The following is an 18,475-nucleotide window of genomic DNA, read 5'->3' on the forward strand; positions in this document are numbered from 1 at the left end:
ATCCCGAACTCAGAAGTGAAACGATGTATCGCCGATGGTAGTGTGGGGTCTCCCCATGTGAGAGTAGGTCACCGTCAAGCGCCTAAAACAAAATCCCAGCTTAGCAATAGGCTGGGATTTTTTTATGCATGAAAAATAGATATGGCGCTAAAAACGCTTGCCCAAAGCCTACTAGCAGCGCGACCTAACACCTTTGCCACTCAAATAATTAAACAGCGTTTATCTACTCTCTAGGCATCGTTCACTTAAAATGCTTGAGTTTTACGTGTTTTAGGTGCTTTGGCTAGAAACGGCTATGCTTGCAATGTTATCTTTTTATGCCTGTTTTAGCTTATAAGGGGATGGCAATTCGCTATTACAGACTAATTAAGGTAAGCTTTGCGCTGATTTTTAGACTGAGGATTGACATGTCTGACTTAACATTATGCCCAGCATGCCAAGGCGATATTACTTATCCAGATCGTGATCACATAGTATGTGCAAGCTGTGGGCATGAATGGCAAGAAAATGAGGCTATTAGTGAAGCTACTGGCCCTGTATATCGTGATGCGAATGGAACAGAGTTAAAAGATGGTGACACTGTTACCTTGATTAAAGACCTGAAAGTTAAAGGCTCATCTACTGTGATTAAGATGGGGACGCGCATTACCAACATACGCTTGGTGGAAGGCGATCACGATGTGGACTGTAAGGTGGATGGACAAAAGCTATTATTAAAGTCCTGCTTTATGAAAAAAGCTTAATTTTAACTAAGCCTGTGTATAAAACAGGCTTAGTTGCGGTAATACTCTTATATTTCAAGAATAAAACTAATGGCGCCATAACGTCCTGTTTGGCTATAAAAAGCTTTATTTAGCTGAGAGGCTTGAGTCGGCGTATTCCCTGTAGCTTCACGTACATCATTCCAATTCCAGTAACGTTTGTCTGTGAGATTATAAATACCTGCATTAACTGATAGATTGTCAGTAAGCTGCCACCAACCAGTTAAATCGACTAAGCCATAGCCAGAACGGCTAATAGGATTGGCTAGCTCTTCTTTGTTGATACGATTTTTTCGTGCGACCAAGGTCCAGCTTAAATCGCTGCCAAACTTTTGCTCTGGATCTATGTATCCAAGAGTGAAGACGCCTTTTAAAGGTTCTACTGAGTTGATGGGTTGATGGGTTCCCTTATCTTGTCCATGGGCGTAACCTAATGTACCGAAGATAGTCCAGCCTTGTGGTAAGCCTAAGTGTGCTAAATCATAGTCACCGCGGGCTTCAATACCTTTAATAATAACGTCATCGCGGTTGATGTTTTGAAATTCAAACAGTAAACCTGGCTTTGTCGCAGGGCGCATTTCTTGATCAATGAAATTTTTGTATTGATTATAAAAAGCTGCAATGCCAAAGCTGCCCTGATCAAATTGACCTCGGAAACCAAGCTCATAACTATGGTTGGTTTCGGCTTTTAGGTTGGTATTGGCAAGGGCACGATAACGACGAATATGATTTTCAAATTCGCCAAATATTTCTACTGCTTGTGGTGCACGAAAGCCATGGGCATATTGAGCGTAAGTGCTGTAATTATCATTAATTTGGTAAGTTATACCAAGTTTAGGTGATATTTTCGAATCACTATAATTGCTGGGATTATGATCCTGTGCGTTGGTGTTTTTATAACGTTGGCTAACCTTGGGTGCCATTTTATAGTGGTCATAACGCAAGCCGGGTATAAAGGTCCAGCGGCCATACTGAATTTGATCTTGCACAAAAATAGCGTATTGAGTCGTAGTAGGGTCTGGGAAGTCACTTTCTGGCTTGTCCGTAGTGACTTTACCAGTGGCTTTACTAATGCTAAAACCATTACGAATATCTTTGTTTTTAGTTCGCTTGTAATCTAATCCATATGTTAGTAAATGTTCTGTTGCTGCTAACTCAAAACGCTTTTGAAACATGCTATTTAGGTGCCAAACACGCTCTTGGTAACGCGCGTCTTTATAGCGCTTAGACCAAATATCTGTGCTTGGTGCTGTAGGCCGCAAGGATAGGTAATCCTCTACGGTTTTTTGCTTGGTCATGCTTTCTTGATAAGACAGCTGGGTTTCAATATGGTCTGCTAAAGCACTGTTAAGATTAAGTTTGTGTAAAAGAGAAATACGTTCACGTCGGCTATTATCTTTAGCTTGTTGTGAGGTGGTCATATTGATGCCGCGAGGGCCACTGTTAGCTATTGCCTGTTGAATATCTTTAGCTGATTTGCGATTGGTAAGAATATTGCTATCAATATCACTATTAAATTTTTCATAGGTCAATTGTAGTCTTTGTTGCTCAGAAATATCCCAACCAAATTTACTTAAAAAAGATTCTCGAGATTTGTCTTGAGGGTTTGTTCGTGATCTTTGTTTGCCAATACCACCATGCTGTCCATCACTTAACGGATTATGTCCTGTGCTTTTCCCCGCTTGGAGCAAAAGGTCAAATTGTTGATAACGGCCAGCAAAAGTACCAGAGCGCTGCCAACTATAGTCAGCGCCATCATAACCAGTTTTAAGCCTAAAAAATGTGTCATTGCCATGAGTTAGATAATCCGCCGCATCTTTGGTGATAAAGCTGACTACACCGCCTATGGCATCACTACCGTAGAGTGAGCTGGCAGGGCCTTTAATAATTTCTACTTGCTTAAGCGTATCTAGATCTACGAAATCACGTTGAGCGCTTAGAAATGGTCCAAATGAGAAATCATTGGCAACGCCAACGCCGTCTACTTGGGTTAATACGCGATTGCCACCAATTCCCCGAATGGTGAAACCTGAATAGCCAAACCGACTTTGGCTGCCGCCCACTGATACGCCAGGCTCATGCCGCACTAGCTCATGAATATTATTTATTAGCTTATGGTTAATATCAGCTTGGTTGATAACAGAGACACTGGTAGATACTTCATTTGTTGCTTGTTCGGTACGTGTGGCAGTAATAGTTACAGGAGAAAAGTGAGTAACTTTAGAGCCTTCAGCAAAACAAGAAATAGGTATTAGTGCAGTGAAAAAATACAACGGCATGAGTTTTATTGGTGATATCGACGGCATAAATCTCCCCTTGATGATCTAAATTATTCAATATCTAAGGGATGCATCATAATAACACTTGATTATCAAACGCAAATGATTCTTAATATCATATGTTTTAGGCTAAGTGTCTTCGTATAAAACCGAGCGAATATCCTTGGTGGATTATTTTCGTTGCAAGCAAGCCCTTATGACAGGCTAAGGAGCGACTATGAATACTGCGCAAACAGTAAAAACTTATACTGGCAATACACTTTATTTAGCGTGGCAGGTATTAGTGCAAAATCAGCCTAGATTACGCGCGCGTGATGCTGCCAAAGTGCTTGAGGTATCTGAAGCTGAGTTACTAGCATCGCGTATAGGTATTGACTGTGTGCGTTTACAGCCAGATTGGGGAAAACTACTGCTTGCGTTAGAAAACTTTGGTGATGTGATGGCGCTAACGCGCAATGAATACTGTGTTCATGAGCGTAAAGGGGTTTACCTAAGTCCACAAATTGCAGCCAATAATAAAATGGGATTAGTTGTTTCTTCTGAGATAGATTTACGTTTTTTTCTCAGTGGCTGGAAAACGGTTTTTGCTTTAACAGAAATAACGAATCAAGGTGAGCGCTATAGTATTCAGTTTTTTGATGATGCTGGTATGGCCGTGCATAAAGTGTATTTGACTTCAAGCAGTAACATTGCCTATTGGCCCGTATTCTTATCAAAATTTACCCATCCTGAGCAAAATAACTGCTTAGAGGTTAATCAGCTTGATACAGAACACAACGAATTAAAAGATGCTCAAGTGGATATTGAAGGGCTGCGAAAACATTGGTCAGAACTTAAAGATACGCATCATTTTTTTGCGATGTTGAAAAAGTTTCAAGTTACACGAACACAGGCTTTGCGCTTAGCCGGTGCAGCATGGGCAGAGCCTTTGTCTAACGATGCCTTACCAAACTTCCTCGAACAGGCGGCACAACAAGAGCAAGATATTATGATTTTCGTAGGCAATGCCCATTGCGTGCAAATTCATTCAGGGAAAATAAACAACCTACGTTGGTATGGCGAATGGTTCAATATTTTGGACGAGCGATTTAATCTGCATTTAAAAGCCAGTGCCATTGCTCAGTTATGGCGCGTAAGAAAACCAACTACGGATGGCATTGTGACTAGCTGGGAAGCCTTTGATAGTAGTGGCGAGCTGATTATACAGATATTTGGCGTGCGCAAACCTGGTATTCCTGAGCTAAGAAACTGGCGCATTTTGGCTGAAAGTTTCCCGGTATTGGAGGTTTAAATATGCCCGTTTGGTTTGCGATGGCAGGCTTTGTCGCTTGGCCACTTACTTTAGTAGCCATAGCTGTAGTTTTGTTAATACTTGAACGGCTGTATGTTTTTTTTCAATTAACGCCTGTTACTGCTGAGTGTACTAATCAGAGTATTGCCGATTGTCATGGATACTGCCGACAAGGCAAATGCCGTATACGCCAACAAGGATGGCATTATGGGTTAAGTCTTTTACAGCAGCATCGCTACTTAGAGGGAAGTGAACGCAAAGAAGTATTAAATACTTGGCTGTTAGAAGAAAAGCATCGCCTGACTAAACATCTAAGTCTATTGAAGCTAGGAGCTGGCATATCATTTTTACTGGGCGTGCTGGCCAGTCTTAGCGCTTTTATTTCAGTGCTTTCTGATCCTTTTGGAGTCAATATGCTGTTATTGGCGCAGGCGCTATATCCCAGTGTTTTTGGCTTAAGTATAGCCATTGTTGCCTTTGCGGCGGGAGCGGGTGGTGGTGTATTTGTTGCGGGCTATCTTGATAGGGTGCGGGTTTTATTGGAGCAGTGTCATCTTGCTTTAGAAGGTTCTTTCTTAAAGTTACTGGATGATGAAGACTTGGAATTGGCGGCATGAAAAGTTTGATCAAAAACTGTACACAATTATTTTTCTTATGTTTTTTAAGCCTACCGGTTTTGGCTGCTACCTCGCAAAGAATTGTTAGCGCCGGCGGTTCGCTAACTGAGTGGGTGGTCGCTTTAGGAGCGCAAAATAGTATTGTTGGGGTAGATACAACAAGTCAGCATCCGGCACAGTTGAAGCAATTACCTAATGTAGGCTATCAAAGACAATTAGCCGCTGAAGGAGTGCTGATGCTATCTCCCAGCCTTTTATTAGGCACTGAGGAGATGGGACCTGCACCTGTGATACAGCAAATGAAGGCTTCTGGCATAAAGGTTGTGCAATTTTCAACTGAGCCTAGCTTGCAAGCGCTGCATAATAATTTAATGCAGCTAGGTACACTGTTAAAACAGGAGAATCGAGCTCAGCAAGCTTTTTTAACCTTTAGCCAGCAACTGCAAAAAGTTACTCAAGCGAGTAACCGTATGAGTCAGCAGCGTCATAAGCCGCGGGTGATTATGGTATTAGCAGCACATAATGGACAGTCATTAATTGCGGGGAAGAATACCGTAGCCGATTGGATGATTGAGCAGGCAGGAGGGCAAAACCTATTTACGCATCAAGGCTATAAACCTGTATCTAATGAAGCTTTGTTGAGCCTTGATCCTCAAGTGATATTGGTTTCAGAGCGTGAGGCTACACCACAGCAGGTTGAAGCAATACTGCTTAAATCGTTACCTATTTTAGCTCAGTCATCTGCAGTAAAAAACCAGCGTCTATTAGCCCTAGATCCGACATTATTAGTAGGAGGCCTAGGGCCTAGACTGCCAAGTAGGTTAGAGCAGCTAGTTGATGAATTTTATCCAGTGGAAAAACAGTAGTGCCTCAACGTTTTTCTTTTTGGCTTGCTCTAGTTGCGTTATTGCTGCTTAGCATAGGGCTATCGCTCAGTTTGGGAGCCACTCAGTTGGCTTTTGTTGATGTGCTAAGTGCTTTAGGGGTTCCTGTGCAAGCAGCACATCCGCAAGCCCAGTTAATTCTTGAACAGATACGCTTGCCACGAATGCTACTGGCCGTGGTTGTAGGAAGTGTGTTAGCCATATCTGGCGTAGCCATGCAGGGGTTGTTTAGAAATCCTTTGGCGGATCCAGGCTTAATAGGTGTAGCTATGGGAGCCTCGCTAGGGGCAGCTATTGCTATTGTCGGTAGTTCGTTTTTAGGCAATTTGCCCGTGTTTATAGCGCCTTATCTCTTATCTGGTTGTGCTTTTTTAGGCGGGTTAGTTACTGTTTTATTGGTTTATCGCATAGGCACTAAAAATGGGCAGACACAAGTAGGCACCATGCTATTAGCTGGCATTGCCTTTACCGCGTTAACAGGGGCCTTGGTGGGCTTATTTTCTTACTTAGCAGATGATGCTCAATTACGCACGTTAAGTTTTTGGAATCTAGGCAGTTTAAGTGGCGCCAGTTATACCCGCTTAATACCTGTGATAGTTGTAGGCTTGGGGGTTTTTATTTGGTTATTAACACAGGCTCAATCACTCAATGCCTTGCTATTAGGTGAGTCTGAAGCAAGGCATCTAGGAATAGATACACAAGGATTAAAGCGCAAACTGATTTTTTGTGTAGCACTGGCAACCGGTACTGTAGTAGCAGCTACAGGTTTAATAGGGTTTATTGGTTTGATAGTGCCGCATCTGATGCGTCTTGTTGTAGGCTCGGATCATCGATATTTACTGCCAGCCAGTGCTTTAGTAGGCGCTAGTTTATTATTGCTAGCCGATGTTCTGGCACGTTTAGCTATGGCGCCTGCGGAAATGCCCATTGGTATTATTACCGCCTTATTAGGGGCACCTTTCTTCCTTTATCTATTAATTAAAAGCCGAGACTAAGATGCTGTCTGCAAAAAATATCAGTGTGCATAAGTCGGGGCGTTGTATTTTACAGCTAGATGCTTGTACGTTAGCCTCGGGTAGGGTGACAGGCGTATTAGGCGCTAATGGAGCTGGGAAAAGTACCTTGTTAGCAACATTGAGTGGTGATTTGCAGCCGAATTTAGGCGAAGTTCTGCTGGCAGAAAAAAGCCTATCTCAGTGGCAGGCAAATAAAAGAGCCCAGCATTTGGCCGTATTGCCACAGCAATCCAGCTTAAGTTTTTCGTTTTCTGTGGCTGAGGTAGTAGCTATGGGACGTCTGCCGCATGCAACTAGTCATTCCCAAAACCAACAATTTATTGAGCAAGCATTAGCTCAAACCCATGCATTACATTTATTGCAGCGAAATTATTTACAGCTTTCTGGCGGTGAGCGTCAACGTGTGCAGCTGGCAAGAGTACTTGTCCAATTAGCGCCTTATAATGAGCAGCGGGTTTTACTGCTAGATGAACCAACATCGGCGCTTGATCCGCTACATCAGCATTGCATAATGCAAAGTGTTCAGCAGTTAGCGCGCTTAGGTTGTGCTGTTTTAGTAGTGCTTCATGATTTGAATTTGGCCGCGCGTTACTGTGATGATTTAGTATTGTTAAATACAGGGCTGTTGCATGCTCAAGGAAGTACAAAGCATGTGCTTACAGCCGAAAATATACAAAGCGTTTTTGGCTTACAGGTCATTATAGGGAGGCATCCTGAGCAGGATTGCCCGCTAGTTATTGCAAAGTAGGGATTAGATTATTATGCGTTTTTTAATACTTTTTATCAGTATTCTAAGTAGTACAGGCTGTGCGTTAAATACGGCTAATAAAGCCAGTATTTGGTCAGTGCAAGAACAGGCGTTTATTAGTCAAGAACAGCTATTTACTGAGCTAGCACAAGCAGAAATTTTGCTCATTGGTGAAAAGCATGACAATGCCTATCATCATACCCAAGAAGTTAAGGTGCTACAGGCATTAGCTGTACAGCGCGCGCAGGCAAGTTTAGTACTAGAAATGCTTAGTTTAGAACAGCAGCCATTGGTCGATACAGTCAAACAAGATCCAACATTAATTGGGCAAGATTTAGCTCGTCATCTCAATTGGAGTGCAGGTTGGGATTGGCAGCAGTATCAAGCGTTAATTAACTACAGCATGCAACAGTCTTATCCTGTGTTGGCTGCTAACTTCTCAAGAGAGCAAATACGTCAGTTATATCGCCAGCCTGAGCAGCTCATTGGTATTAAAAGCACAGCGTTAGATATTACAGATAAGCTCACTCAACAGGTGCAAGAAGCACATTGTAATCAAATACCTGAGAGCCAAATTCCTGCCATGGTAGGGATTCAGCGCAGTAGAGATCGTTTAATGGCGAACACATTAATTAAGGCTGAAAAGCCAACAGCTTTAATTGCAGGTGGTTTTCATGTGCGTAAAGATATAGGTGTGCCACTGCATTTGGCGGATCAAGGTGCAAAGGCGGTGAAGGTGCTGCTGTTTGTTGAAGAAGGGCAAAATATACCAGCTAATGCCGCGGATTACCTTTGGTATACGCCAGCAGCACCTGAGCAGGATTATTGTGCTCAGTTAAATTAGCCTAGCTTTTCATACGAGAAGGATGAGTAACGGCGCTGAATAAGTAATAATAGTCTTTTTAGCGATTAACAGTGGCCATGAACTCACAGCTTTCTTCAACAAAACGTCCACGCTGGCGCAATTTATTGTGGTTAGGGCTGTTGTTCGTCTGTTTATTATGGCCATTGCATCATTTTGTTAGCCGTTATTATCAGCAGACAGTATTTCTTAAAAACCAACAAACCTTAGACTTATATGTGGCTAACGTACAAGGCACACTTGGGCGTTATGAAGTATTACCACAAATTTTAGGAAACTTACCTAGCTTAAAACAGGCACTCTTAAAGACAGATGATGCTACAGCTATTGCTCAAGCCAACCGTACATTAGAGCGTATTCAGCAAGAAACAGGTGCAGATGTTATTTATCTGATGGATCGTAATGGTTTCACTTGGGCAGCCTCAAACTGGAACACAGCAAGACCATTTAGTGGCAATAACTTCGCTTTTCGGCCTTATTTTCGAGAGGCAATTCAAGGCCGGCAAGGGCAGTTTTTTGGTGTAGGTAATATTTCTTTTAAGCGTGGCTATTATTTTGGTAACGCAGTTTATGATGGCGATAAAATGATTGGTGTTTTAGTGGTTAAGGTGGATATTTCCAACACTGAAACGCTATGGGGAAAAACGCCAGAGCAGCTTGTGGTAACAGATGATAATGGCGTCATTATTTTAACCTCCAATGATAAGTGGCGCTTTACCGCCACACATGAATTAAATGATGTAGAACGCAATCGTATTGCTGCTTATCAACCTTATCCGACGTTAGCGCCCAAGTTATGGAACATTAATAGCAAGGATTGGTTAGTACAGACTCAAGAACTTCCCAAAGTAGGTTGGAAGGTATCCATTTACACGCCTATCTCGCAAGTTGAAGCGCCTGTGCGTAGTGCGATGGCGATTGTCACTATTACCTTATTAGCTGTGCTGCTTTGGTTGGGTATCTTAATGCAGCGTCGTCGGCACTATTTAGATCGTATTGCGTTAGATGCGCAAGCTAAGCATGAATTAGAGCAAAACGTATTGCATCGCACCCAAGATTTAGAAGCGCTCAATGCAGTACTGAAAAAAGAAGTGCTCAAACGTGAACAAGCGCAGCAGGAGCTAGTAAAAGCACAAGATGAGTTGGTGCAGGCTAGCAAATTAACTGCGTTAGGCGTCATGTCCGCTAGTATTAGTCATGAGCTAAATCAGCCTTTGGCGGCTATTCGTAACTATGCCGATAACAGCAAAATCTTTTTAGCACATCAACGTTATAGTGATGTGGAAAGCAACTTGGGTTTGATTAGCCAATTAACTGAGCGTATGGCATCTATCATTGCCCATCTACGTGCCTTTGCACGGCGTGACCGCAAGGCTTCAGAGCATGTTGCTTTGCAGTCAGCTTTAGATGATAGCCTGGCTTTGATTGCTAAGCGTCGCCAAGAAATGCATGTGAGTTTGGTGCGCGATATCCCAGATGCGACCTTATGGGTAGAGGCTGGTGAAACACGTTTGCGTCAAGTATTAAGCAATGTACTCAGTAATGCTTTGGATGCGTTAAGTGAAAAATCAGCGCCTCGGCGTATTTTTATTAGCTCCAAAGTAACAGACGAATGGATTTCTTTAATTATTCGTGATAATGGTAATGGCTTTACCCAAGAAGCTTTAGCACAAGCGCGCGAACCATTTTTTACTACTAAAACCAGCGCTCGAGGTTTAGGCTTAGGCTTAGCTATCTGTGATGCAGTGATTCGCGGTTTAGGCGGTGAGCTTATTTTCAGCAATCATAAAGAAGGTGGCGCTATTGTAGAAGTACGTTTAAGAGCCATTCAAGCCAATAGCATGTCGCATTCAACAGAAGATATTTTTTTATGACTTCAGTAAAGCAAGACACTCAGGTTTTATTACTTGATGACGATCCTCATCTGCGTACTGCATTAAGCCAAACCTTTGATTTAGCAGGTTTATCCGTACAGGCTCTAGCCTCTGCTGAGGGATTGTTGGAGCAAGTGTCTCGTGATTGGCCAGGCATTATTGTCAGTGATATACGTATGCCTGGTATGGACGGCTTCGCGTTGTTAAGGCAAATTAAAAGCTTTGATCCTGAATTGCCTGTGCTGCTCATAACAGGGCATGGTGATGTGCCTCTGGCTGTTGAAGCTATGCGTTCAGGTGCCTATGATTTTTTACAAAAACCTTTTGCCCGCGAGCAATTATTAGACAGTATTCATCGTGCCTTAGAGCTACGTCGTTTGGTGCTAGAAAACCGATCTTTACGCTTAGAGTTAGCGGATCGTAGTGAGCTTGGTGCACGTCTTCTGGGGCCATCTAAGCAAATTCAACATTTACGGCAACAGGTTGGAGCGCTAGCTATTACTAATGCAGATGTTCTGGTTTGGGGCGAAACAGGCAGCGGTAAAGAAGTAGTAGCCCGTGCATTACATAGCTTGTCGAGCCGCCGAGATGGGCCTTTTGTGGCAATCAATGCAGGAGCTTTAGCTGAAAATCTTGTTGAAAGTGAACTCTTTGGTCATGAAGTAGGTGCTTTTACTGGCGCCAATAAACGGCGTATTGGTAAATTTGAATATGCTAATGGCGGCACTATCTTTCTGGATGAAATTGAAAGCATGAGCCTTGATGTGCAAGTAAAGATTTTACGTTTACTACAAGAACGAGTGGTTGAGCGTATGGGATCTAATGAGCAGCTGCCTTTAGATATTCGTGTTATCGCGGCGACGAAAGAGGATTTGCGAGAAGCGGCTGACCAAGGGCGCTTTCGTGCAGACCTCTATTATCGTTTAAATGTAGCACAGCTACGTATTCCAGCTTTAAGAGAGCGCAAGGATGACATTCTGCCTTTGTTTCAACACTTTCTTGATAAAGCCTGTGAACGTAACAATTTGCCGCTTAAAGAAATGACTGCCCAGGATAGGCTTGAACTCTTAGCTCATACTTGGCCTGGTAATGTGCGGGAGCTGCAAAATGCCGCTGAGCGTTATGCACTAGGATTGGCTATAACCATTAGTAGTAGTGCAGAAGAAAGCTATACTACAAAAGTCGGATTAAGCGCTCAGGTAGAAGCCTTTGAAAAAGCCATGATTGCTGCTGAGCTAGGTAAGGCCCATACATCCTTGCGTAGTGTGGCTGAGGCGTTAGGAATTCCACGTAAAACTCTGCATGATAAATTACGTAAACATAATTTAGTCTTTGCCGGTTCTGGCGAAAATTCGCCGTTTTCTGATGTTTGATATGGCGAAAACTCGCCAATTAGCGTTGCTGAATAATAATTATATTATTTAGATTAGTCTTATTGGCTGCATTTTAAGTAAATTTAAGTTGTTTTCTCTTTTTTAGCTGTTTTTTATAAGAAAATATCAAGTTGGCACGTATGTTGCGATTTATTTCACAGACTACAAAAAGTCGAATGACTGGAGTCCTTTGGATTCTGCCAACTACTAATAAGAGGAACAACTATGTTCAAGTTGACTGCTAAGGCACTAGCTTGTGCTTTATCATTAAGCGTTGCAGGTTTTGCAATGGCTGATGAGCCAATCGTAATTAAGTTCTCACACGTTGTTGCTGAGCATACTCCCAAAGGACAAGGCGCTTTACTCTTTAAGCAATTAGCTGAAGAACGTTTAGCTGGCAAAGTAAAAGTAGAAGTTTATTCAAACTCCTCTTTATTCGGTGACGGTAAAGAAATGGAAGCACTATTGCTAGGTGATGTGCAAATTATTGCGCCTTCATTAGCAAAGTTTGAGCACTACTCAAAACCAATTCAGATTTTTGATTTGCCTTTCTTGTTTGATGACATGGCCGCTGTTGATCGTTTCCAAAAAGGTCCAGTTGGTAAAGAGTTGCTCACGTCAATGGAAAGCAAGGGGATTACAGGTCTTGGTTATTGGCACAATGGTTTGAAACAACTATCAGCTAACAAAGCCTTGCGCGTACCTAAAGATGCTCGCGGTCTAAAATTCCGTGTACAAGCTTCTGCGGTGTTAGATGAGCAGTTTAAAGCACTGCGCGCTAACCCACGTAAAATGAGTTTTGCTGAAGTGTACCAAGGTTTACAAACAGGCGTTGTAAATGGTGCTGAAAACCCATATTCAAATATTTACTCGCAAAAAATGCACGAAGTGCAAAAGTACATTACTGAGTCTAACCATGGCTTGTTAGATTATATGGTGATTACTAACACTAAATTCTGGAATGGTTTACCTGATGATGTGCGCACTGAATTGGCTAGCATCATGGATGAAGTCACCACCGAAGTGAATAAACAAGCTGATGCGCTAAACCAAGGCGATAAACAACGCATTATTGACAGTGGCCGTAGTGAAATTATCACACTAACTGCAGAGCAGCGCGAAGAATGGCGTGAAGCCATGCGTCCAGTGTGGAAAAAATTTGAAGGCGAAATTGGTGCTGAGCGCATCAAGGCTGCCGAAGCTGCTAATCAGCAATAAGTTGTGTTTAACGCGGATGCAGTTTGCAAAAGCTGTATCCGCGTTTTAGTTCTACCCTCCACGAGGAGAAATCAAATGAACGCCTTGCGCCGCGTTTGGGATCGTTTTGAGGAAGGCTTTATCGTTTTCCTATTAGCAGCAATGACATTAGTGACTTTCGTTTATGTCTTGCTCAATAACTTATATTCAATGTTTTATAAATTTGCAGAATGGACGGCCGAAAGCTCTGAAGGCTTTTCTGAAGCTATGTATAGCATTGGCGATTTTATTTTAGATGGCGCCCAAGCAATGACTTGGAGTAATGCGCTGACTAAAGCACTTTTTGCATGGCTCATTTTCTTTGGTTTGGCCTATGGCGTGCGTACGGCAGGGCATATTGGTGTTGATGCTTTAGTTAAATTAGTACCGCGTCGCTTGCAGCGTTTTATTGGCTTTGTGGCCTGTTTAGTCTGCTTAGGTTATGCCGGGCTAATTGTTGAAGCGAGTTATGAGTGGTTGACAGTGTTAATGACAAATGCAATTGGCGCTGACGATTTAGGGCACTTTGGTGTTATGCAATGGCATATTGCTTTAATTATTCCTGTTGGTTTTGCATTGGTATTTATTCGTTACTTAGAAATTATGTGGCGTATTGTGACGGGCAAACAAATTGGCTTAGGGCTTGCCGATGAAGCGGCAGATGCGCTGCATTTAGCGGATGAAAAAGAGGAGCGTGTGTAATGACTATTTTATTCCTCTTTTTGGCCTTATTTGTTCTGATGTTTATTGGCGTACCTGTAGCTATTTCTTTAGGCTTGGCAGGCTCGCTCACTATTATGTTCTTTAGCCCTGACTCAGTGCGCTCATTAGCGATTAAGCTATTTGAAACAAGTGAACATTACACCTTATTAGCTATTCCGTTTTTCTTATTGGCGGGTGCCTTTATGACCACTGGTGGTGTGGCGCGTCGTTTAATCGACTTTGCTAACGCCTGTGTTGGTCATATCCGTGGCGGCTTAGCTATTGGTGCCGTATTAGCTTGTATGTTGTTTGCTGCACTTTCTGGCTCAAGTCCTGCCACTGTAGCTGCTGTTGGCTCTATTGCTATTGCAGGTATGGTGCGCTCAGGTTATCCACAAGCCTTTGGTGCGGGAATTGTGTGTAACGCAGGTACGCTCGGTATTTTGATTCCTCCATCTGTTGTAATGGTGGTTTATGCTGCCGCGACTGAGCAATCAGTGGGTAGCTTATTTATGGCAGGCGTTGTGCCAGGCTTATTATTGGGCGTGGGCCTAATGGTGGCTATCTATGTTATTGCGGTTAAGAAAAAACTACCGGCCATGCCTCGTGCTAGCTTTCGTCAATGGTTAAGTGCAGCGCGAAAAGCAATCTGGGGCTTATTATTGATGGTGATCATCTTGGGTGGTATTTACTCAGGCATGTTTACCCCAACAGAAGCCGCAGCGGTAGCAGCAGTCTATTCCGCTTTTATTGCGATTTTTGTATACAAAGATATGAAAATCACAGAAGCGCCTAAGGTAATTTTAGAGTCTGCTAAATTAAGCATCATGTTGATGTTTATTATTGCCAACGCCATGTTATTCGCCCATGTGTTAACCACAGAGCAAATTCCACAGCAAATTACCGCTTGGGTATTAGAGTCTGGCTTTGAGCCTTGGATGTTCCTGTTGGTGGTCAATATTGTATTGTTGATTGCCGGTGCTTTCATGGAGCCATCGGCTATTATCCTAATTTTGGCACCTATCTTATTCCCAATTGCAGTGGAATTAGGCATTAACCCTATTCATCTAGGTATTATCATGGTGGTGAATATGGAGATTGGCTTGATTACGCCACCTGTAGGGCTCAATCTGTTCGTTACTTCGGCAGTGACGGGTATGACAGTACCACAAGTTATCAAAGCAGCCATGCCTTGGTTAGCGCTGTTGTTATTGTTCTTAATTTTGATTACCTATATTCCATGGATCTCATTGGCACTGCCAACCTATCTAGGTATGTAGTGAACCTATTAAATTGAGCGAAAGGGCAACGTTAAGTTGCCCTTTTTTATGTAAGCTATGGCTTTACTCATTGGTCATGGTGTCAGTGTATGTCGAACTCTCCTAGCTGGATAGAAACTACAACCTATATTGCTCAACCTGAGTTCGCTTTCTATTTTCTGTTGCGGCCGAGTCTATTTATCGGTAATCCGAATGATCCTAAGCAAGTGGGGAACAGAGATAAATTTTCTGTGCCACTCTATGTCCCATTGAATGATCCGCATCTGTTCATGACAACGCAGACTGCGCTTACACATTTTGATGAGCTAGTGCGTTATTACGAAAATATCATTCACGTAAGCGCCGCTCATAAGTGCAAGTTAATGCCGCATTATTTTTGGGTTAGACCTCTTTTATTAGATAAGACTAACAACCAAACTTTGGTTGGCTTTCCGTGGTATGACACGGTTGGAGAATTAGATTATTTGTGTACACAGCTTCAAAAAAATGAAGAAGGAAGCTGTTTCAATGACGCAGACCAAGGCTGGAGTTTAGAAATAGCGCACTATAACAATAAGCTGTTTGTTCAGGAGAGTGATCCTGATGAAGGTGAAGTTTATTGCTTAGCCAACATGGATCGTGCACCACTACTGGAGCAAGTCACGCTAGTGCAGCAGCAAGCGCATCAATTAGTAAAACGTCTGAGTCAACATTTTGCTAGGGATTATTGGACAAGATATTGGAATTATTAATTTCAGCTTAGGCGATAAAACCGTGTCGTTAACTGTAGGAGTACAAAGATGAGTGCCATTGCAAGTTTTTTTATGCCAGTTGTTTCGCTATTAGGCGAAGGCTGTGTTAAAGAATTACCTGATCGCGTTAAGTCTTTAAAGGCGACTAAGCCACTGCTGATTACTGATAAAGGTATGACAGCTTTAGGCTATAGCCAAAAAATCGTACAACTATTAGAAGACGCTGGCTTTAATTGCGTAGTCTTTGATGAAACAGTACCAAATCCAACAGACGAAAACGTAGTTGCTGGCGCAAAAGTTTATCAAGACAATCATTGTGATATGTTGATTTCACTGGGTGGTGGTAGCGCCCATGATTGCTGTAAAGCTGTCGGCATTATTGTGACCAATGGTGGCGTTATTTCTGACTATGAAGGGTTAGATCAAGTAGTACAGGCATTGCCTCCGTATGTTGCGATCAATACTACAGCTGGCACAGCCAGTGAAATGACGCGCTTTACTATCATTACTAATACATCTAACCACGTAAAAATGGCTATTGTTGACTGGCGAGTAACACCTGATGTTGCTATTAACGATCCTGTCTTGATGATTGATATGCCACCAGCTTTAACCGCCGCTACTGGAATGGATGCCTTAACACATGCCGTTGAAGCCTATGTCTCAACAGCCGCCAACCCCATTACCGATGCCTGTGCCTTGCAAGCTATTCAGCTAATTGGCACTAATTTGCGTAAAGCAGTGGCGCGTGGCGATGACCTCGAAGCTCGTGATGCTATGGCCTATGCTCAGTATCTGGCTGGCATGGCATTTAATAACGCCAGCCTTGGTTATGTACACGCCATGTCGCATCAGTTGGGTGGCATGTATAACTTACCGCATGGCGTATGTAATGCGCTGTTATTGCCGCATGTTTGCGAAGTAAACATGATTGCTCGTCTTGAGCGCTTTGCAGATATCGCTGTAGCTTTAGGTGAAAATATTGAAGGCCTATCAATGCGTGATGCTGCTAAGTTAGCCATCAAATCTATTCGTGCACTTTCTAAAGATGTAGGTATTCCGAAAAACCTCACTGAATTAGGTGTGAAGAAAAAAGATATCGAAGAAATGGTTAAAAATGCACAAAAAGATGTTTGTGCATTAACTAACCCACGTAAGCTAACAGATGAAGAAGTCGCAGCTGTTTATCGATCTGCACTTTAAGAACAAGAACGGCACCTTAGGGTGCCGTTTTATATGCTCAATAAGGTTTGTGAATTATGAAACAGCGATATAGTTATTTATTTAGCACAGGTATGATAATTAACATCCTAATGGCTGTGTTAATAACCTTGAGTCAGATGCATTGGATTATTATTTGTGCTAGTTGGGTGTTAGTTATTGTTAATGTGAGTTATTTTTTATATGCGGGTAAATATCCTAAAGAACTGACTGTTTTAAATGTTATTGCAGGTTTTGTTTTAGGGCCCATTTATGGCTTGTTAGGCATGTTGGGTGTTTTAGCAACTAACAAAGGATTAGGTTTGCAGCAGCTAGAGCTATCGTCAAACGAAGAAGCCAGAGAAATAAAAAACCATTTCTATATTAGAAATATGTATTTTTTATATATTGCTATTGCATTTATTGTATTCGCTGTTATTGGCGTACTTTCTATTCCTAAAGAAGCACATACCTTAGTCACTGCCTTTGCAATTATTTCAATTATTGGCTGGGGACTAGGGTTCTGTATTTTCTTCATTTTAAACATTGGTAAGGTTTATGTAGCAGTAAGTGAAAGTTATCTTTATTTTAAACCAGCCTTGACCTTGCCCTTGCATAAGGTGGCTATTTTAGCATTAGAAAACTTAGAATTTGATAATGACACATACAAATTTACGGCAAACATAACTGGAGAAAAGTTGGTATTTTGTATTCTTCGCAGCAATTTAAACTTTGAAGATCAGGCGGTGGTAGAAAAAATACTCTTGAATTTAAATAAATAACTAATGTTATAGGGCTTAATGTAATTAAGCCCTATTGCGGTGTTAGCCTAAAATCAATGCATCATCCGAGATTTTTTCGCCTCGAACTTTTTCAAACATAATGAGCAAGTCAGGAACATCTAACCCTTCGCGCTCTTTTCCAGCTACATCCAGCACTACTTGCCCTTGGTGCAACATTACGGTTCTGTCGCCTACATCTAAGGCTTGGCGCATGCTGTGAGTCACCATCATGGTTGTTAACTTTTTCTCTGCCACGATTTTTCGGGTTAGCTCAATGACAAAATCTGCGGTGCGCGGATCAAGTGCAGCTGTATGCTCATCCAACAATAGAATGCGTGATGGTTTTAATGACGCCATTAGCAGGCTAATCGCTTGACGTTGTCCGCCAGATAACAAACCAATACGGTCAGTGAGGCGGTTTTCTAAGCCCAACCCTAAAATAGCTAAGTGCTGCCTAAACTCATCACGCATTTGTTTATTACTAGCAGGCGTTAAGCCGCGGCAGCTACCGCGCTGATAAGCCAGTGCCATGTTTTCTTCAATGGTGAGGTCTTCACAGGTGCCTGCCATAGGATCTTGGAAAACACGAGCTACTTTATTGGCTCGTTGCCAGACGCTTTGTTTAGTAACATCTAGGCCATCAATCAAAATATGTCCTTCATCTAAGCTTTGATCGCCTGAAACTGTATTCAAAAAGGTTGATTTTCCGGCGCCATTAGTGCCAATAACAGTTACAAATTGCCCCGTTGGAATTTCTAAAGAAAGATCACGTAGTGCCTGTGTTTCAATTGGCGTACCAGGGTTAAAAGTAAGTTTTAAATTCTTAGCGCTAAGCATGA

At 42.3% G+C, this 18,475-nt stretch carries 17 protein-coding genes; 15 read left to right on the plus strand and 2 right to left on the minus strand.

Going from position 1 to position 18,475, the window contains the following annotated elements:
• Window positions 1-407: 407 nt before the first annotated feature.
• The gene (locus VQ643_RS13100; RefSeq protein WP_414200260.1) at window positions 408-743 is read left to right on the plus strand and encodes a zinc ribbon domain-containing protein YjdM; all 336 of its coding nucleotides are present in this window, start codon (window positions 408-410) and stop codon (window positions 741-743) included.
• Window positions 744-790: 47 nt separating this feature from the next.
• Here the strand turns inward: VQ643_RS13100 and VQ643_RS13105 are convergent, their stop codons facing one another.
• Entirely contained in the window at window positions 791-3,067 is a 2,277-nt protein-coding gene (locus VQ643_RS13105) for a TonB-dependent hemoglobin/transferrin/lactoferrin family receptor (protein ID WP_414200261.1), read from the minus strand.
• A 190-nt stretch (window positions 3,068-3,257) separates the two neighbouring features.
• Between VQ643_RS13105 and VQ643_RS13110 the strand changes: the two genes are divergently transcribed.
• From VQ643_RS13110 to VQ643_RS13175, 14 genes are all read left to right on the plus strand, one after another.
• Window positions 3,258-4,331, plus strand: a complete 1,074-nt coding sequence (locus tag VQ643_RS13110; RefSeq protein ID WP_414200262.1) for a hemin-degrading factor — start codon at window positions 3,258-3,260, stop codon at window positions 4,329-4,331.
• 2 nt (window positions 4,332-4,333) lie between these two features.
• Window positions 4,334-4,948 (plus strand): hypothetical protein, encoded by a 615-nt coding sequence (locus VQ643_RS13115; protein WP_414200263.1) that lies wholly within the window; start codon window positions 4,334-4,336, stop codon window positions 4,946-4,948.
• Window positions 4,945-5,814, plus strand: a complete 870-nt coding sequence (locus VQ643_RS13120; RefSeq protein ID WP_414200264.1) for a heme/hemin ABC transporter substrate-binding protein — start codon at window positions 4,945-4,947, stop codon at window positions 5,812-5,814. The genes VQ643_RS13115 and VQ643_RS13120 overlap by 4 nt, the downstream gene beginning before the upstream one ends.
• Window positions 5,814-6,827 carry a FecCD family ABC transporter permease gene (locus VQ643_RS13125; protein ID WP_414200265.1) on the plus strand — a complete coding sequence of 338 codons (1,014 nt, stop codon included), beginning with the start codon at window positions 5,814-5,816 and terminating at the stop codon, window positions 6,825-6,827. Before VQ643_RS13120 ends, VQ643_RS13125 begins: the two co-directional genes overlap by 1 nt.
• Before the next feature lies 1 nt (window position 6,828).
• Window positions 6,829-7,596, plus strand: a complete 768-nt coding sequence (locus VQ643_RS13130) for a heme ABC transporter ATP-binding protein (RefSeq protein ID WP_414200266.1) — start codon at window positions 6,829-6,831, stop codon at window positions 7,594-7,596.
• 13 nt (window positions 7,597-7,609) lie between these two features.
• A complete protein-coding gene (locus tag VQ643_RS13135) occupies window positions 7,610-8,440 on the plus strand; it encodes a ChaN family lipoprotein (protein ID WP_414200267.1) in 831 nt (276 codons plus the stop codon).
• 77 nt (window positions 8,441-8,517) lie between these two features.
• The gene (locus VQ643_RS13140; protein WP_414200268.1) at window positions 8,518-10,332 is read left to right on the plus strand and encodes a sensor histidine kinase; all 1,815 of its coding nucleotides are present in this window, start codon (window positions 8,518-8,520) and stop codon (window positions 10,330-10,332) included.
• Window positions 10,329-11,705, plus strand: a complete 1,377-nt coding sequence (locus tag VQ643_RS13145) for a sigma-54-dependent transcriptional regulator (protein WP_414200269.1) — start codon at window positions 10,329-10,331, stop codon at window positions 11,703-11,705. Before VQ643_RS13140 ends, VQ643_RS13145 begins: the two co-directional genes overlap by 4 nt.
• Window positions 11,706-11,930: 225 nt before the next feature.
• Window positions 11,931-12,923: a C4-dicarboxylate TRAP substrate-binding protein DctP gene (gene dctP, locus VQ643_RS13150; protein ID WP_414200270.1), complete on the plus strand. Its 993-nt coding sequence runs from the start codon at window positions 11,931-11,933 to the stop codon at window positions 12,921-12,923.
• A gap of 75 nt (window positions 12,924-12,998) precedes the next feature.
• Window positions 12,999-13,643: a TRAP transporter small permease gene (locus tag VQ643_RS13155; RefSeq protein WP_414200271.1), complete on the plus strand. Its 645-nt coding sequence runs from the start codon at window positions 12,999-13,001 to the stop codon at window positions 13,641-13,643.
• Window positions 13,643-14,923, plus strand: coding sequence for a C4-dicarboxylate TRAP transporter large permease protein DctM (gene dctM / locus VQ643_RS13160; RefSeq protein ID WP_414200272.1), 1,281 nt, complete (start codon window positions 13,643-13,645; stop codon window positions 14,921-14,923). Before VQ643_RS13155 ends, dctM begins: the two co-directional genes overlap by 1 nt.
• A gap of 89 nt (window positions 14,924-15,012) precedes the next feature.
• Window positions 15,013-15,654 (plus strand): hypothetical protein, encoded by a 642-nt coding sequence (locus VQ643_RS13165; protein ID WP_414200273.1) that lies wholly within the window; start codon window positions 15,013-15,015, stop codon window positions 15,652-15,654.
• Window positions 15,655-15,702: 48 nt separating this feature from the next.
• On the plus strand, window positions 15,703-16,857 hold the full coding sequence (locus tag VQ643_RS13170) for an iron-containing alcohol dehydrogenase (RefSeq protein WP_414200274.1): 1,155 nt from the start codon (window positions 15,703-15,705) through the stop codon (window positions 16,855-16,857).
• A gap of 56 nt (window positions 16,858-16,913) precedes the next feature.
• Window positions 16,914-17,636 carry a hypothetical protein gene (locus VQ643_RS13175; RefSeq protein ID WP_414200276.1) on the plus strand — a complete coding sequence of 241 codons (723 nt, stop codon included), beginning with the start codon at window positions 16,914-16,916 and terminating at the stop codon, window positions 17,634-17,636.
• A gap of 42 nt (window positions 17,637-17,678) precedes the next feature.
• On the opposite strand, the gene VQ643_RS13180 is transcribed toward VQ643_RS13175, so the two are convergent.
• Complete coding sequence (locus VQ643_RS13180) at window positions 17,679-18,473, minus strand: ABC transporter ATP-binding protein (protein ID WP_414200277.1); 795 nt, start codon at window positions 18,471-18,473, stop codon at window positions 17,679-17,681.
• Between the last annotated feature and the right edge of the window lie 2 nt (window positions 18,474-18,475).

The organism is Pseudomonas sp. F1_0610 (assembly GCF_047470865.1).
In the GTDB taxonomy this organism is placed as follows: domain Bacteria; phylum Pseudomonadota; class Gammaproteobacteria; order Pseudomonadales; family Pseudomonadaceae; genus JAZDRH01.

What these genes read in the sequence shown, in the direction of transcription:
- VQ643_RS13155 (WP_414200271.1), top strand. Translation starts at nt 12,999, where the DNA reads ATGAACGCCTTGCGCCGCGTTTGGGATCGTTTTGAGGAAGGCTTTATC.
- VQ643_RS13170 (WP_414200274.1), top strand. Translation starts at nt 15,703, where the DNA reads ATGAGTGCCATTGCAAGTTTTTTTATGCCAGTTGTTTCGCTATTAGGC.
- VQ643_RS13105 (WP_414200261.1), bottom strand. Translation starts at nt 3,067, where the DNA reads ATGCCGTCGATATCACCAATAAAACTCATGCCGTTGTATTTTTTCACT.
- VQ643_RS13145 (WP_414200269.1), top strand. Translation starts at nt 10,329, where the DNA reads ATGACTTCAGTAAAGCAAGACACTCAGGTTTTATTACTTGATGACGAT.
- VQ643_RS13135 (WP_414200267.1), top strand. Translation starts at nt 7,610, where the DNA reads ATGCGTTTTTTAATACTTTTTATCAGTATTCTAAGTAGTACAGGCTGT.
- VQ643_RS13165 (WP_414200273.1), top strand. Translation starts at nt 15,013, where the DNA reads ATGTCGAACTCTCCTAGCTGGATAGAAACTACAACCTATATTGCTCAA.
- dctM (WP_414200272.1), top strand. Translation starts at nt 13,643, where the DNA reads ATGACTATTTTATTCCTCTTTTTGGCCTTATTTGTTCTGATGTTTATT.
- dctP (WP_414200270.1), top strand. Translation starts at nt 11,931, where the DNA reads ATGTTCAAGTTGACTGCTAAGGCACTAGCTTGTGCTTTATCATTAAGC.
- VQ643_RS13130 (WP_414200266.1), top strand. Translation starts at nt 6,829, where the DNA reads ATGCTGTCTGCAAAAAATATCAGTGTGCATAAGTCGGGGCGTTGTATT.
- VQ643_RS13175 (WP_414200276.1), top strand. Translation starts at nt 16,914, where the DNA reads ATGAAACAGCGATATAGTTATTTATTTAGCACAGGTATGATAATTAAC.
- VQ643_RS13140 (WP_414200268.1), top strand. Translation starts at nt 8,518, where the DNA reads ATGAACTCACAGCTTTCTTCAACAAAACGTCCACGCTGGCGCAATTTA.
- VQ643_RS13110 (WP_414200262.1), top strand. Translation starts at nt 3,258, where the DNA reads ATGAATACTGCGCAAACAGTAAAAACTTATACTGGCAATACACTTTAT.
- VQ643_RS13180 (WP_414200277.1), bottom strand. Translation starts at nt 18,473, where the DNA reads ATGCTTAGCGCTAAGAATTTAAAACTTACTTTTAACCCTGGTACGCCA.
- VQ643_RS13115 (WP_414200263.1), top strand. Translation starts at nt 4,334, where the DNA reads ATGCCCGTTTGGTTTGCGATGGCAGGCTTTGTCGCTTGGCCACTTACT.
- VQ643_RS13120 (WP_414200264.1), top strand. Translation starts at nt 4,945, where the DNA reads ATGAAAAGTTTGATCAAAAACTGTACACAATTATTTTTCTTATGTTTT.
- VQ643_RS13100 (WP_414200260.1), top strand. Translation starts at nt 408, where the DNA reads ATGTCTGACTTAACATTATGCCCAGCATGCCAAGGCGATATTACTTAT.